The following is a 14,775-nucleotide window of genomic DNA, read 5'->3' as shown; positions in this document are numbered from 1 at the left end:
TGAACTCAACGGTTATTCTTCTTCTTGTCGACGTTGGGATGCTGTTTGATCTTAGCGATCCTTGACGGGTCTACCTCCGGCTCTAGGAAGGGCAGCCGCGCTGTCGCAGCGAGACCGGCTGTCGAGAGCTCAAGTTTCCAAAGCTGGCTGCCTTTCGATCGCGCGCTGATTCCGACCCACAACAGGTCCGTCTCGAACTCGTTTGGGACGTAAACGAGGTTGACCCGCTGCAGCCCCTTGAAGCCGTACAAGTCGACGTCGTGATCGTCGAAATCCACTGCTTCGCCCGTTGGAAAATTCGCCGTAGTGAGGCTCACATCAGCATGTTTGAAACGCATTAGCACGGCGTCTTCAAGCACAAACGAAACCGTGTCCCTGTGGAAAACAACGCGAAAACCTGGATCTGAGAAGGAGATCGATCCGAGTTCGCGGATTGCCTCCTCCCAAACCAAATTGCGAAACGTCGACCGCCTCTGCCATCGCGATCGCTCCGGGTACTTCGTGCTGACCGCATTCCAAGCCCGAGACACTGCCTCAAAAATGAGGCCAGCACGGCCGTTCTCAAGCAAAACCTGTTGAACGTAGTGCTCCAGCGGCAGCGCCATTTGTTTCCCCTACCGAATCTCCGGCTTGCAGCGTAGCAGAACTTTACAAAAATAGCCTCGGATTATGCGCGAGCCGATGCAGCGGCAACACGAAAATCTACAGCCAGATTTGCTGATGCTTCGAGCGCTCCACCACAGCACCGCAAAGCCGCGCTTCCTGATACAGGCTGTCGAGACCGTCATGTCAGATGGCCACCGCCCTAGCGTTGGCCGGCAGCACTTGCCCGATTTCGAGAAAAATCGGGGCAGACACGCTATTGCATGTCAGGCCGCAGCCTTAGCTTGTTTCGGCCGACCACGCTTTGCCGGCGCCTTGGCCGGCTCGGGAGGCAAGCGGCACTTGGAGCTAAGTCCAGCCGCCTTAGCGAACTCCGATCGGGATGCAGCGTAGTTCGGCGCGACCGTCGGGTAGTCGCTGGGCAACTCCCACTTGGCGCGGTAATCGGCCGGGCTCAGGCCGTACCTGATCATGAAAACCGACGCAGGTGGGTGCTCGCACGGCTGGGTGGGTATTCACCTTCACCCCAATGTCCCACAGATCATTCGCGCTCTACTGCGGCCCCCTCTGTAAGCTGCTGCCCGCCGTTATCATCGTCAGCCGGCGGCCTCTCGGGCGGCCGGGATGCGGCTAAGATTGCTGGAGCATAGTAAACCTTGGGGTACGTTCCGGCATATTCCCGGAGTATCCCATGTTCGACTAATTTATCGATTGCGCTTTTGGCAGCTGGGTATGTCACGTCCAGTTTCTGACCGGCTTGTGTGACAGTGATTGCTGGGTGCTCGAAAAGATAATCGACTAGATGCATTGCGGTAGCCGATCGGCCCAGGCTACCCGCAATCCCTCGGTAAGTTATTTGAAGATCGATTAACCGATCAATCGTAGATATCGTCTCCCTGCTACTCTCAACAATTCGCGAAAAAAAGAAATTCAACCAATCTGTCCATTTCCCATAAACCGAAACCCCGTACATCAAGTCAATGTATTCGTCTTTGTAGCGCTCCATCACTGGACTAATATAAAGAATTGGCATGTTCAGAAGGCCGTTATGGACAGCCATCAGTGAGATCAGCATGCGGCCGACTCGCCCGTTTCCGTCAGCAAACGGATGAATTGTTTCGAGTTGGTAGTGGACTAACGCGAGATCCACCAAAGGGATAGGGAACGTCTGGTCAGGGCGGTTGATGTAGCTCTCCAGCTCATCCATGCACTTTTGGGTGGCAGCGGGAGGAGGGGGAATGAAACGAGCGGCTTCAATGGTGCGCCCACCTATCCAATTTTGGTCCGTTTTATATTGGCCAGGCCGCTTTTGTGCGCCTCTCGACAGGCTGAGGCCCGACAACAAGATCTCGTGGGCCCGCTTGATTACCCTGTGCGAGATAGGAAGCGTCTCCAACATCTTCAAGCATTCATTCAAAGCGCTGAGATAGTTGACCACTTCCTTGGTATCGTCTCCGTCTTCGACACCCAAACCCGCTTCAGCGAGCAGCAAATTATCTGCGGTGGTGTATGTCCCTTCCATGGCAGAGGATGTGAGCGCCTCTCTCCGCTGAAGGGGGCGGACTAAGATGTAGGGATTTTGCAGACGTCTGCACGCTCCCTTCAATTCCCCAATGGCCTGCATCGCTTCGGCAAGGCCGATCGCAATTGCGCCCAAGTCAATGGTCGGCGGCAGCGGTGCGGGAACGAACGCGCTTTGTCGGTTGATGGTCGGGACCAGAGTGCCTGGCGAGGCGGCCGAGAAATCGGAAGCGTCCATGATAGCCCGCTATAAACTGGGAGTCGCAGATTATAGGAAACCGCCGAAAAATTGAAACTGGGCGCTGTGGATTATAGCCGACTAAAAACTCTGGTCTAGATGCAGGTGGTCGAAGGGGTCCAGCACCAATATGTAGCGGCTGGCGACGCATTGAAAAATGCTAGAAAGGACCTTATCGTAAGACCTAGGCTGGAGCTGCGCTCCACGGGCGCTCAGATTGTGCCCAGAGTTCGGGCATGATCCTAAGACTGCGTGGTCCTACCGTGGCGCGGGCTAGCTCGGATCTACTCATCAGGCGTGCAGATCGGCAATCATGAAATCAGGTTCCGAACCGTCGCTTGGTTCTTCTTTATAACATTGAGGATGACGCGTTCGCCTGACGAATTGGCCATGGCGTTTGGGATTTCCTCACTGTCGAACAGGAGCACATTGCGAATGCTCTGCGCGCCGCCCTGACTGCCACTGAGCCCGCCGTTGAGCCGGTTACGCGGATCGTCGGCTGTAAGCACCTCCTCGTTCCTCTCCAGAATGGCGGGAACCTCGTTTGGCTTGAAGCCGGCCAAGCCCCCCTCATGGTAGCGCACAGCGTTCCTGAAAGCCGCGACAGGGACTCGCCGCTGCTGCCCAACGCCTGCCAGCGCCAAGCCCCCATCGTGGCGCACGAGGCTGTTCACGAAGCCCGCTAGGGCGCCGCCAGCACCACCGCTGCCGGCCGATCCCATGACGCTCTGAAGGGCGTTCAGGATCGTTTGTTTGATGATCATTTCGCCGATCTGCTGGAGGAAGTTGGCCGCGAACTTTACGAAGGCCAGGCCCGCCCCTCGGATCGCATCGCCAAACGACTTCGCGCCGGCAATCGCCTCACCGAAACCCTTAAGCCCTTCGCTGAACGTCGACGTAAGCCCGGTTGCGAGCATGTCGTTTGCGCGCTCTGCCGTAAGGAGCACTGTCGGAAGCTTCTGAATGTTCAAGCCGGTGGTTTGGAGCTTCGCTATCGCCTTGTCGGCTTCCGCGCCCCCGATGGCCTGCCAGAGCGCAATAGCAGCCTCGATACCGGAGCGCAGCTGGGCGTTGATTTGCTCGATCGCCAGGCGCGTTGCCTCGGCCTTCGTCGTGTCGCCCTGATCCTGAAAGAGCTTCTGCTGCTCCAACAACTGTTGGCGGGTGGCGTAGAGATCGTTGACGCGCTTCTCGGCTTCCTCCGCCTCCTTCTTCTTCTCCTTTGCCGCATCTTCGGCGTGCTGCTGATCATACAGGGCGCCGGTCGCCGAGCGGATTTGCGCGACCTGAGCGGCCGTGAGTTCCGTGCCAGCCTTCACGGCCGCGTTGTTCTCGTCCCGAAGCTTTTTCTGGATTTCCTGCTCGCGTTTCGACAGCGACAGGATACGCGTCTCAAATTCGGCGTCAGAAATCCGCTCTTTGAAAGCCGTGTTGTACTCCTTGAGGGTTTCTAGCCGCTTTTGCTCCGTCTCCGCAGCCTTGGCGGCGATCTCAGGCGAGTTGAGGCCTTGGCTCCCGAACAGGTCCGCTTCGCGGCTACGACGAGCCGTAAGGACCGAGTTGGGCCGACCGTTGACGGTGTTCACGCCACTGCGAATTGCGGCCTGGGCACCCGCGTAGTCGCCCGCGTTGAGCTTGTCCAGGAGCGCTTGCGGTATCTTGCCGGTGTTGTAGGCGAGGCTTGTGAGCGCGTCCCGCATGGCGTCGGTAATCGGGACTTTGACGAGCTTGTCTACCTGCGCGGCGAACATGGCCACGTCGCGGACTAGCTGCTGATAGGCCTCCTCCTTCGAGATCTCCATGCCCATCGTGACGGGCTGGCCCTTGAAGGTGGTCGACCCGTAAGCGATCGTTGGCGTCCCGCCCTCGTCCTTGTAGGCGGAGAGGCGAAGTCCTTCCTCGTTCTTGATCAGCCCGAGCGTCTGAGCCGTGATCTTCGAATTGCCGGCAATCTCCTTCATGATCGCTGCTTCGCCTTCCGATTGAACGGAAGCCCGAGCAGCGCCGTAGACGTTCAGTGCGTCGCGGACCTTGCCGAAGTCGCCTGAGCGCACCGCTTCGGCGAAGGCTTTCACGCCAGCGGCGTCCACCTCCAAGAGCGACTTGAGCAGCTTCATTTGAGCGGCGAGTTCCGGGATTTTGCCCTTAAGGGTGTCAATCGCGTCAGTGTAAGCGTCCAGGCTGAACTTGCCCGGAGTCAGGGCGTCAGTTGCCGCACCCTTGAGGCCGAGCAGGGCTTTTTGCGAGTCCGTCGCGTTGCCCTCCACGAGCGCCAGAGTGGCCCGCAGCTTTGCAAGCGTCTGCTCACTGTCGCGGGCCTGGTCTGCCGTCTTGAGCATACTGTCGACCAATCCGCGATCTAGCTTCGGATCAGCTTCCGCGATGGCGTTCACCGCGGCCTTAAAATCGGCCGCTGATTTCTCGCCAGTTCGGAAGCCGTCCACCGCTGCTTTCAGCGCTGCCACCGTGCCCTTCGTGTCGACGCCAAAAGCGTCGGCCGGCGCCTGAACGCTCTTGCGCAGCTTGTCGAGCACGCTTTCGGCGTCGCCAATCCGAAGCTTGATCTGGGCAGACGATGCGCCCTTCACCTCTTTTGCAAAGTCGCCGGCCTTGTCCGTTGCCCGGCCGTAAGCGTCCACGACATCGCCGATGAGGCGCTTATGTTCCTCAAGGGCCGTGGACGCCTTGTCGACGCTCGTGAGCCACGAGCCAAGCGCGAAGGTGATGCCGGTGAGGATCAGTCCCGGCAAGCCGCCTACGGCCGCCCACAAGCCGCGCGCGACAGCGGCAACGCCAATGATGGTTGCTCGCACGCCGTTCAAGGTGGCGGCGAGCGAGAGCGCGCCGGCACGCGCCAGGGCAATGCTGCTGGTTGAGGAGAGCAGAGAGGCGCGGTAAGCGTCGATCGCACTGACCGTCTGCGCAAAACCGCTCATGAGCGTCCGCTGCGTCAGCGTGAGGGCCTGCGTGGGTGGACCAATGAACGCGAGCTCGGCGGAAAGGGCTTTCGCCGCATTCGTCGTTGCGCCAAGCGATCCGGCGACCCCTGCCAGCCAGCCGCCAAGCTTGAGGCCCACAACTGCGAGCACGGCCGTTTTGATCTCGTTGAAGTACCTCGGCACGACGGCAAGGGCCGATGCGAACCTTCCAAGAGCCGCACCGAGGCTCTGGAAGAACGCCTGCCCATCAATGCTGGCGAACCAATCGTTCAGACTCGCCAAGGCCTTGTTCAAGCCGTCGACAAAGCCGCCGTTCGCCACCCGGAGGTGCGCGTTGAACAACTCGTTCTGGAAGCGCCCGATTTCGGTTGTCGTGGTTTTCAGCGAAGCCGCAAGCTGCGGACCGAAGCGCACGTTGAGCGCATCGGCGAACTTGAGCAGTGTGCCTTGAGTAGCGAGCACTTGGCCCGCCTGAAGCATTTCGTCCAGCTTCTCCGTCGTGATGCCGAGCGCATCGGCGAAGATGTTGAAAGCGCCAGGAAGGCGTTCGCCCAACTGGCCGCGCAACTCCTCGGCTTGCACCTTTCCCTTGCTGATCATCTGAGTCAGCGCGAGGAACACGCCTGACATTTGATCGGCCGAGAGCTTGTTCACCCGTCCAGCTTCGGCGACGGACAGGAACACCTTACGTGTGGCTTCGCTTGTGAAATTGGCTGCGCTCGCCGCGACAGTGAACTTTCCATATTCGTCCGCGAGCGTCGCGAAGCTGATGCCGAGCCGAGCCGCTTGGCGCTTCAAGAAGTCGAGTTCCGCCGCGACCTTGTCGGTATCCTGGTTGAACACGGCGCCGAGGCGGCTCTGTGCCGCTTCAAGCGTCTGATAGGATTTGATGACGCCACCGATTTGGCCGAATGCGGCCTGAAGGCCGACGTAGGCCGAGGCTAGGCCGAGCACCTGGTTGCGCAGCTGCCCGAATACGCCAGAGCCCGCGCCGGCTTCCGCAGCCGACTTGGCCAGTCCGCTCGCGAACGAGCTCGCTCCAAACGCGGCGCTCCCCAATGCGGAGCCCGTGGCTTGTGCGGCGCTGCCAGCCGCGCGCATAGCCGAAGCGCTGTGACTGAACTGCGCGAAGGTGGACTGAACGGTTCCACCGAGGCGCCCCAACGCCTCCCGCTGTGCCAGGTACTCGTCTTTCAACCCTCGGGCTTGGCCTTGCGCACGGCCGAGAGCCGCACCCATCTCGGCCGTTGGCGCGGCGACGCCTCGCATGGCCTGAGCAAGGCGCTTTACCTCGGCTTCGGCCTCTACCCAATCGCGCTTGGCCTCCAGCAACACGCGGCGCTGAGCGGCCATGTTGAGCGGATCGCTTCCCGCGGCGCCGACCTTCGGCGCGTTTTGAAGCGCCTCGATACGAGCCTTCGTTTGCGCCAGTTGAGCGCCAGTGCGGGCGGAAGCCTCAGCGACTTGCGTTTGACCGGCCGACAGAATGCCTAGTCCAGCCGCGGCTTTTTCAGCCGCCTCGCCCATCTCGGCCAAGTTTCCCTTCGCACCAGAAAGGGCTTCCCGCTGATCCGAGAGGGCTGCGGAGGCGGTAGCAACGGCCGTGCGCAGGTTCGCTTCGTCCCGTACGGATGCCGCAACTTGCGTGTTGAGGCTGTCGAGGCTTTTGCGAAGCTCGTCTTGGGCGGCCTTTTGCGCCTGATAACGCGCGGCAGCTTCACCCTGCCGGCCGCGAAGGTCGGCCACGGTTAACCGTTGGTCCGCAATATCGGCCGAGGCTCCTGCCGGGTTCGCTCCCGAACGTCGCTCCAGCCGCGCAAGTGCGGTCTCGGCAGCGCGCAATTCCCGGTTCGCGCTGGTCTGCTCGGCCCTCGCTGCCGCCGTTGCGCGCCGCTGCGCATCGATCGCTGAAGCTGCGGCTTCGGACTCTGCCCTGAGCCGCGCAGTCCTTTCCGATGCGCTACCCGTCTCGTCGGAAAGGCGCTTGATCTCTTGGGCGGCTTTGACCGTGTCGGCCTCGATCCGCAAGACAGCCGCGCCGGCGATGTCGATTTGGACTGCGGCTTTGCCCACCGCCCCCAATGCCGCAGCCTCCCGCGTGAGGTTGCGGAACTCCTCCCCTAATTTGCCGAGTAGACCGTCAACTTTGCCGGCGCTTTTCCCGGTGCTGTCTTGCGTGCCCGCGAGATCCTTCAACGCGCTCGAAACGGCGTCGATCGCGCGCGATGCTTCGTTACGCGCCTTGATGACGAGTTCAACATCCTTGCTGGCCATGGCCAACCCTCCAATGTGAATGGTTAGTGATGGCCCTTGGGCAGGTTCTTCGCGGCGGCCTGCGTCGCGGCTCCAATCTGCGCGATGATGTCCCTAACGCTGGCGTCATGACCCGCCGCAAGCGTCAGCCGCGCAATGGCGTCCAGCGCCGCGACCGCAGTCCCAAGGGGAAGATCCCCGGCCGCCGCTATCTCATCGGGCTCATCCGCAGCGATGGCGATGGCTTTGGCAGAAAGCGCGGGGAGGTTCCTAAGCAGTCGCCCGATAATGAACCCGGTGAACTTCTCATCAAACGCGGGCGCTTCCGCTCCGCTCTGGCCAACGATCTCCATCAAGGGCGCCAGGTCTTCAGCGAAGGGCGCAAGGCATTCCGCAACCTCCTTCATCGTCAACCCGCGAACTTGGAAGCTGGGCTCAATTGACGAGACGGTGATTCTGACTTTCTGGACCTTTTTCATAGTGCTTACTCCGCTCTGTTGCATGGGCACGGTAGCAGATACAAAGAAAAACGTCGATTCAAGTGCGCTGTCTCAGCGCGTATCAGGGCATCTCATCTTTAAATTAAACGTCTAGTTGAGAAATACATAAGTAGTTGAAAAACAAAAACTTGTCGGCACGCAAGTTTTGTGTTTTCGTTAGTCTGTGAAAAACGGAGAACGAGCCAATGAACATTGCCATGCTTCCCTTCGTCAGTGTCGAAGGCACCCATAAGGATCTCTGGGCGGTCCAGGAGACAGGCGACACCGCGGCCGACAATGCGACCGGCCGAGAACATGCGCTGGAGTTGGTTCGCTATATGCGCGACAATGAAGCCGCGCCGACGCTCGGCCATATTGTTCGGGCGATGGTCGAGAAAGGGCGATTCGGCCCAATCGAGATTGGCTTCTGCCAGCGGATCGCGTCAGCGGTGCTCTAAAAGCGCGTTGGTAGAAGCGTTGGTAGAAATAATTTAGTTTTGGGCAGGAGCTTGGAATTGCAGAGAAATCCGCGCCAGAAGGCTCCCGCTCCCTCCGCCACTGTTCATTTCATTCCAACGGTCTGATCCGGGCCGCCTGCCCACTGGGAAACCTGGTGGATGAGCTCACTGGCTCCGCTGACTTGCACCTGTGGGCATCCCTTCGTCGATCCGTTCACCATTCCACGGGTTTTGGGCGCTGCCGAACTGACGGAATTCGGTCGCCGGACATTGGCTTGCGCTCCGGTGATGCCTCCAGAGTCAGCCGCCGCCTTTCCTAATGGCCGCGTATAGCTTAAAGCGCAGAAAAGCGCGGCATTCTGGAACATTCCATTAACGAAGGTCATGCACCGTCGTTGCGCCTGATGATCGAGTGACACAGCGTATTCATGCATAGATCTTTTCAGCACTATGTGGCTCTGGATGCCCTTCGGGGCTTTGCTGCGCTCTCCGTCCTCCTTTATCATCTAGGACATTGGTTTGATCAGTCATGGCTGGCTGCGAATAGCTTCCTCGCTGTAGACTTGTTCTTTTGCCTGAGCGGCTATGTTCTATCGGTTGCGTACCGGCAACGGCTCGCCGCGGGGCTGAGCGTTGCGGAGTTCATGGCCATCCGGATTGTTCGGCTAGCCCCTCTGATCGTTCTCGGCACGCTCGTCAGCGGCGCCTATATCGGCGCACGTGTTCTGCTGCTGGATCATGCAGTCAGTTTCGATTGGCTCGCGCTGTCGATCGTCATGGGGCTTTTCATGGCGCCGCTCTTCGGCGCTCCGAAGGAACTCGGCGGCCCGCAGGTCTTTCCGCTCAACGGCCCGCAATTCAGCCTGTTTCTGGAACTCGCCGTCAACCTCGTGTGGGTTGCACTGAGGCGTGTTGACGGATTGGCGCTGGCGCTCGTCCTGACGATTGCCGGATATGCAGGCGCGTCCGTGATGGGGCTGGGAGGGGACACCGGGGATAGCTTCTGGTCCGGTTTTCCGCGCGTGCTCGGCGGTTTTTACGCTGGCGTCGCGGTCTTCCATGCGCAGCGAAGATGGCCAGTTCTGCAAGACCCGCGTTGGCGGTGGGCTGTTCCGGTCCTCGTGCTCCTCACGGGCGTCACCTTCTACTACCCGCAGACCTTATCGCCTGCCGTGTGCGTCGCCTGGACATCCGTGATCGCCCCACTGCTGGTGCTCGCGCTTTCGAATACGGATCTGACCGGGCGCCTGCGAAAGCTGGGCATCGTATTGGGTGAGCTTTCCTACCCGATCTACGCCCTGCACTACCCGATTTTCGTGTGGCTCAACGGTGGATACCAGCACGTAATCGGCGTCCGCGATTTCGCGATCGAGGCTGTCGCGATCTGCGTTCTCACCCCCGCCGCAGCCTGGATCGCGCTGCGGTTCTACGATGAGCCGTTGCGTCGAAAGCTGGGCGCCTGGTTGCGAACGGTGTGGCCCAAGACGCATTCGGCAGACCGTGGCTCTGCCGGGCAGACATCCATGGCTCGAGCCGTCTCTCAACGAACGTGAGTAGTCCAGAAAGTCCGACTCTGAAGGTGCGTTGCGCTCACTGGCCGCTTGGTGGGACTATACGGCTTGCAGCCTGCAATTTGCGTCGCGATCAGGGCGGGGCGCTTCCACGCGAACAAAGGGTTCGGAGAACCATGATCGATCGTCCTCGCCGCGGCGTTGATCCCTTCAAGGCCGCCAATGCGGTGTTCAAGCCCAAGGACGCCGAGGCCGCGCCTGCGCCGGTCGCCAAGCCCGTGGCGCCGCGCGCCAAGGAGACGGTGTCGCTGCGGCTCGACGGCGATGTTCTCGCCCATTACCAGGAGGACGGGCCCGGCTGGCAGGAGCGCATCAACGACGCGCTCCGCAAACAGGCCGGCATCTAGCCCCTCACGGCGCTCAGGCCGCGCCGACGCGTTTCCACACCAGGATGGCGGCCGCGAGGTCTTCCAGCGAAGCGCCGACGGATTTGAAGAACGTGATCTCGTCGTCGCGCGTCCGGCCGGCATGCCGGCCCGACGCGAGGTCGTGCAGGTCGGCCTTGATGTCGGCGGCCGTGATCACGCCGGCCGCGATCGGTTGGGCGAGGTCGCCGCCCTCCTTCAGCGCGCCGCCGCGCGTGTCGCAGAACAGGGTGGCCCGGCGAACGACCTCGTCGTCGGTTTCGCGCATGGAAGGTTTGAACGCGCCGGCGCAATCCACATGCGCGCCGGGCTTCAGCCAGGCGCCGTGCACCAGCGCGGTTTCGCTGAGCGTCGCGCAGGAGACGATGTCGGCCTCCCGCACGGCGGCTTCGAGATCCGTGACGGCGCGCACCGGCAGGCCTTCGGCCGCAAGCTCGCGCGCCATGGCTTCGGCCCGGCCCGGGCGATGATTCCAAAGCACGATGTCGGTGAGGCCCCGCTCGGCCGCATGGGCGCGGATGAAGAACGGCGCCAGCGCCCCGGAGCCCACCATCACCATGCGGATGGCGTCCCGGCGCGCGAGGCTGCGCACCGCCAGCGCGGAGGCCGCGGCCGTGCGCCAGGCGGTCAGGCGCGTCCCGTCGATGATGGCGCGCGGTTCGCCCGTCGCGCCGTCCATCAGCATGTAAGAGCCCAGCACGGCAGGCATGCCGCGCACGCCGTTTTGCGGAAACACCGTGACGATCTTCGCGCCCAGAAAAGGCTCGGCCGCGGACGGCCCGGTCCAGGCCGGCATCAGCAAGAGCGTGCCGGAGCCTCCGTGGCGCTCGACCTCGTGGTGGTGACGAACCGGCGCGACGATGTCGGAGCGGAACGCCTCCGCGAGCACGTCCGCCACCGATGAGGGATCGAGGACGCGATCGACCTCGTCGGCGGACACGAATTGCATGGCGGTTCCGGCGGAAGGAGGAGGGGAGGCTTCTAGTGGATCGCCGATACGGCCGGAAGGGCGCGCGATGCGGGCGCCTCCTCGCGGACGCGTTCGAGTTCGGCGCGGGTGCGGGCCGCCTCGCGGGCGTGAACCCGTGCGGCCCTGCGATAGCGCATCTGGCCGAACCAGACGCCCATCCCGCCGACCAGCACGCCGATCGCCAGCGTGACGAGCAGCACCAGGAACAAGGGCGGGTTCAACGTCCAGTTCTGGTCGGACCAGCCCAGCGGATCGAGCTGGAGCGCCACGGGCGTCTTGTTGGCCACCGCGAAGACGGTGAGCAGGAGCGCCAGGGGCACGAGCACGAGCGCTTTCAGAAATGTTTTCATCGCATCCGTCAACAAAGCTTCAGACCGTGCGCGACCCCATTGGGTCGCCGAACGGCCGCGTCATCGTCAGGTCAGCCGACGCTCACCTTGCGGGGCGCGGCGGCGCGCGCCGGCGTGGGCTCGCGGTTCAGGCGGACGCGCATTTCCTTGCCCGCCTTGAACACCGGCACGAACTTCTCGGAAACGGGAACGTGCTCCCCCGTGCGGGGGTTGCGGCCCAGCCGCGCGTCCCGCTTCTTGACCGAGAACGCCCCGAAGCCGCGGATTTCGACCCGATCACCCCGCGTCAGCGCCTGGACGATTTCCTCCAGGATCGCATTCACGACGTTCTCGGCGTCCCGCTGGTACAGCTCGGGATAGCGCTCGGCGATTTTCTGCACGAGTTCCGACTTGATCATCGGTTCTTCCCTGGTTGCCCGCCAAACGTCATTTACCGACTATTTGATTGAAAAAACTTCGAAATTATATCATCCGCGAGGTTGCCAGACGACCAGCAGCCCGTCAAGGACGGGCGACTGCGCAGACTGCTCCACGGCGCGCAGCAGATTGGCCGCGGTATCGAGCCCGAAAGCCCCCGCGACGGCTCCGGCCGCGCTCCACAGGCCGAGCGGGCTGCCGTCCTTGGGCTTCCAGTCGCGGATCGGCAGATCCTTGCTGAGCTTCTTCTCGTTCTCGAGCCAGCTCACCGCCTGCTTCTCGCCGCCGATCTCGTCGATCAGCTTGAGCGGCAGCGCCTGCCGGCCCGTGAACACCCGGCCGTCAGACACGGTCGCGAGGCCGCCGCCGTCGATGCCGCGGCGTTCGGCGACCAGCCCCTTGAACCACCCGTAGGTGTCGGCGATCAGCGCCTCCACGGCGGCCTGCGAAGCTGGCGTCGGCGGCTCGAAGGGGCTCGGCGCGGCCTTCAGGGGCGCGGACTTGATGGTCTCCATCTTGACCCCGATGTTGTCGAGCAGCTTCACGACGTTGGGGAACTGGAACAGCACGCCGATGGAGCCCACCATGGCGGTCTGCCGGGCCACGATGCGGTCGGTCGCGAGCGCCGCGATATAGGCGCCCGAGGCCGCCATGCCATTCACCACCGCGACGGTGGGCTTGGCGGCCGCGAGCTCGCGGATTGCGTCATAGAGCTCCTCGGAGCCCGAAACGGTGCCGCCGGGGCTGTTGATGTTCAGCAGCACGCCCTTCACGGCGTCCGACTTCTGCACCCGCTTCAGGAGATCCAGCGTCTTGCGGTCGCCCGTGATCAGCCCCGAGATCTCGACCCGCGCGAGCTGCGGCGCTCCGGCCACGCCCATCTGGCGACCCGCCACAGCGACGGCGGCGCCCACCACGGCCAGGAATACGGCCACGAACGCCAGAACGCGCCAGAAGGTGACCCGCCGCTTGAGGCGACGACGGTCGACGAGATAGTCGGTCTCCGACGACATGGAGGCGCTCCGCTGTTGTGCCGCCACGGCGGCCCTTTGGTTGTTCGTAGCCCCGCGCCGGCGGGAGGGCAACCGGCTGCGCCGCCGCGGCCGGTTTCGGCCAGACGTGGTCGGGCGCGAGGTTGCGTCGCCCCGAGCGCGGCGCTAGTGGTCCGGCGACGGCGCCTCGCCGACGGTCATCACCCAGCAGGAGCCCGGATGGAGCCCTCGGACGCGATTCTGGCGCGCTTCCTCGCGCTTCATCCCAAGCTGATCGACCTGTCGCTCGGCCGCCTGCAACGGCTGCTGCTGGCGCTGGGCGAGCCGCAGAAGCGCCTGCCGCCCGTGATCCACGTGGCGGGCACCAACGGCAAGGGCTCGACCATTGCGTTCATGCGCGCCGTGCTGGAGGAGGCCGGCCTCGCCGTGCATGTCTACACGTCGCCGCATCTCGTGCGTTTCCACGAGCGCATCCGCATCGGCGCGCCCGGCGGCGGCCGGCTCGTGCCGGAAGCGCTGCTGGTGGACGCCTTCCGCCGCTGCGAGGCCGCGAACGAGGGCGCGCCCATCACAATCTTCGAGATCACCACGGCGGCCGCCTTCTTGCTGTTCTCCGAGCAGCCCGCCCACGTGCTGCTGCTGGAAACCGGCCTTGGCGGGCGGCTCGACGCCACCAACGTGGTGGACCGGCCGCTGGCCGCCGTAGTGACGCCGGTTTCACAGGACCATTCGGAATATCTGGGCGACAGCATCGCCAAGATCGCGGCCGAGAAGGCCGGCATCTTCAAGCGCGGCGCGCCTTGCGTGATCGCCCCGCAGGACCATGACGACGCGCTCGCGGTGCTGGAGCGCGCGGCGGCCCGCACCGGCGCGCGGACATGGATCGGCGGGCAGGATTTCCATGTGGGCGAGGAGAATGGCCGGCTGATCTACCAGGATGACGACGGGCTGCTCGACCTGCCGCTGCCGCGCCTGCCGGGACGCCACCAGCACGTCAACGCCGGAACCGCCATCGCGGCGTTGCGGGCCGCGGGCTTCGGCCGGCTGTCCCCGAAGGCGTTCGAGGCCGGCATCGGAGGGGCCGAGTGGCCCGCCCGCCTGCAGCGGCTCGCCAAGGGGCGGCTCGCCGCACTTTTGCCGCCGGATGCGGAGCTCTGGCTGGATGGCGGCCACAATCCGGATGGCGGCCGGGCGCTGGCCGCCGCCATGGCGGAATTCGAGGAGCGTCGGCCGCGTCCGCTCGTGATGGTGGTCGCCATGCTGGGCACCAAGGATTCTGCTGGTTTCCTGGAACCCTTCGCCGGGCTGGCGCAGTCCGTCACCGCGATCCCGATGCCGAGCCAGACGGCCGCGCGCCCGGCCGCCGAAGTGGCCGCCATCGCGCGCGCGTCGGGCCTGGAGGCCGAACAGGCCGACAGCATCGAGGCCGCGTTGACGCGCATCGGCGCGGTCACCTGGCCGAGCCCGCCGCGCGTTCTGATCTGCGGCTCGCTCTATCTGGCGGGGGAGGTTTTGGCCGCCAACGGAACGCCGCCGACCTGACCGGGGCGACGCCGACGGAACCGTGGCCGCAAAAAGAGAGTTTCCGCCACGAGAGTTTCCCGTCGCGTCTTTGCCCC

General features: G+C 63.2%; 13 protein-coding genes. 4 read left to right on the top strand and 9 right to left on the bottom strand.

Annotated features, from left to right (window positions below):
- Nucleotides 1–5: 5 nt before the first annotated feature.
- The 5 genes from AC1DSZ_RS04350 to AC1DSZ_RS04330 form a co-directional block, all read right to left on the bottom strand.
- Nucleotides 6–605 carry a hypothetical protein gene (locus AC1DSZ_RS04350; RefSeq protein ID WP_476837154.1) on the bottom strand — a complete coding sequence of 200 codons (600 nt, stop codon included), beginning with the start codon at nucleotides 603–605 and terminating at the stop codon, nucleotides 6–8.
- A gap of 264 nt (nucleotides 606–869) precedes the next feature.
- On the bottom strand, nucleotides 870–1,076 hold the full coding sequence (locus tag AC1DSZ_RS04345; protein ID WP_476837153.1) for a MucR family transcriptional regulator: 207 nt from the start codon (nucleotides 1,074–1,076) through the stop codon (nucleotides 870–872).
- 68 nt (nucleotides 1,077–1,144) lie between these two features.
- Nucleotides 1,145–2,362, bottom strand: coding sequence for a Fic family protein (locus AC1DSZ_RS04340; RefSeq protein ID WP_476837152.1), 1,218 nt, complete (start codon nucleotides 2,360–2,362; stop codon nucleotides 1,145–1,147).
- Nucleotides 2,363–2,673: 311 nt separating this feature from the next.
- Nucleotides 2,674–7,575, bottom strand: coding sequence for a glycoside hydrolase family protein (locus AC1DSZ_RS04335; protein ID WP_476837151.1), 4,902 nt, complete (start codon nucleotides 7,573–7,575; stop codon nucleotides 2,674–2,676).
- A 23-nt stretch (nucleotides 7,576–7,598) separates the two neighbouring features.
- A complete protein-coding gene (locus AC1DSZ_RS04330; protein WP_476837150.1) occupies nucleotides 7,599–8,033 on the bottom strand; it encodes a phage pre-tape measure protein in 435 nt (144 codons plus the stop codon).
- A gap of 206 nt (nucleotides 8,034–8,239) precedes the next feature.
- Here AC1DSZ_RS04330 and AC1DSZ_RS04325 point away from each other — a divergent pair, with 206 nt between their 5' ends.
- The 3 genes from AC1DSZ_RS04325 (at nucleotide 8,240) to AC1DSZ_RS04315 (ending at nucleotide 10,409) form a co-directional block, all read left to right on the top strand.
- Nucleotides 8,240–8,491, top strand: coding sequence for a hypothetical protein (locus AC1DSZ_RS04325; RefSeq protein ID WP_476837149.1), 252 nt, complete (start codon nucleotides 8,240–8,242; stop codon nucleotides 8,489–8,491).
- 428 nt (nucleotides 8,492–8,919) lie between these two features.
- Nucleotides 8,920–10,044 (top strand): acyltransferase family protein, encoded by a 1,125-nt coding sequence (locus AC1DSZ_RS04320; protein WP_476837148.1) that lies wholly within the window; start codon nucleotides 8,920–8,922, stop codon nucleotides 10,042–10,044.
- 134 nt (nucleotides 10,045–10,178) lie between these two features.
- Complete coding sequence (locus tag AC1DSZ_RS04315) at nucleotides 10,179–10,409, top strand: BrnA antitoxin family protein (RefSeq protein WP_476837147.1); 231 nt, start codon at nucleotides 10,179–10,181, stop codon at nucleotides 10,407–10,409.
- Between the two features lie 13 nt (nucleotides 10,410–10,422).
- Here AC1DSZ_RS04315 and lhpI read toward each other — a convergent pair whose 3' ends face one another.
- The 4 genes from lhpI to sppA form a co-directional block, all read right to left on the bottom strand.
- Nucleotides 10,423–11,376 carry a bifunctional Delta(1)-pyrroline-2-carboxylate/Delta(1)-piperideine-2-carboxylate reductase gene (gene lhpI, locus AC1DSZ_RS04310; protein ID WP_476837146.1) on the bottom strand — a complete coding sequence of 318 codons (954 nt, stop codon included), beginning with the start codon at nucleotides 11,374–11,376 and terminating at the stop codon, nucleotides 10,423–10,425.
- A gap of 32 nt (nucleotides 11,377–11,408) precedes the next feature.
- Complete coding sequence (locus AC1DSZ_RS04305) at nucleotides 11,409–11,747, bottom strand: lipopolysaccharide assembly protein LapA domain-containing protein (RefSeq protein WP_476837145.1); 339 nt, start codon at nucleotides 11,745–11,747, stop codon at nucleotides 11,409–11,411.
- Nucleotides 11,748–11,818: 71 nt separating this feature from the next.
- Nucleotides 11,819–12,145 (bottom strand): integration host factor subunit beta, encoded by a 327-nt coding sequence (locus AC1DSZ_RS04300; RefSeq protein ID WP_188515986.1) that lies wholly within the window; start codon nucleotides 12,143–12,145, stop codon nucleotides 11,819–11,821.
- Nucleotides 12,146–12,214: 69 nt separating this feature from the next.
- Nucleotides 12,215–13,177 (bottom strand): signal peptide peptidase SppA, encoded by a 963-nt coding sequence (gene sppA, locus AC1DSZ_RS04295; RefSeq protein WP_476837144.1) that lies wholly within the window; start codon nucleotides 13,175–13,177, stop codon nucleotides 12,215–12,217.
- A 198-nt stretch (nucleotides 13,178–13,375) separates the two neighbouring features.
- On the opposite strand from sppA, the gene AC1DSZ_RS04290 reads away from it, so the two are divergent.
- Complete coding sequence (locus tag AC1DSZ_RS04290) at nucleotides 13,376–14,698, top strand: bifunctional folylpolyglutamate synthase/dihydrofolate synthase (protein WP_476837143.1); 1,323 nt, start codon at nucleotides 13,376–13,378, stop codon at nucleotides 14,696–14,698.
- Nucleotides 14,699–14,775 lie beyond the last annotated feature (77 nt).

Source organism: Alsobacter sp. P4_H11, assembly GCF_056400925.1.
The sequence above is the reverse complement of the archived record's forward strand: the minus strand, read 5'-3'. Positions and strand labels throughout refer to the sequence as shown.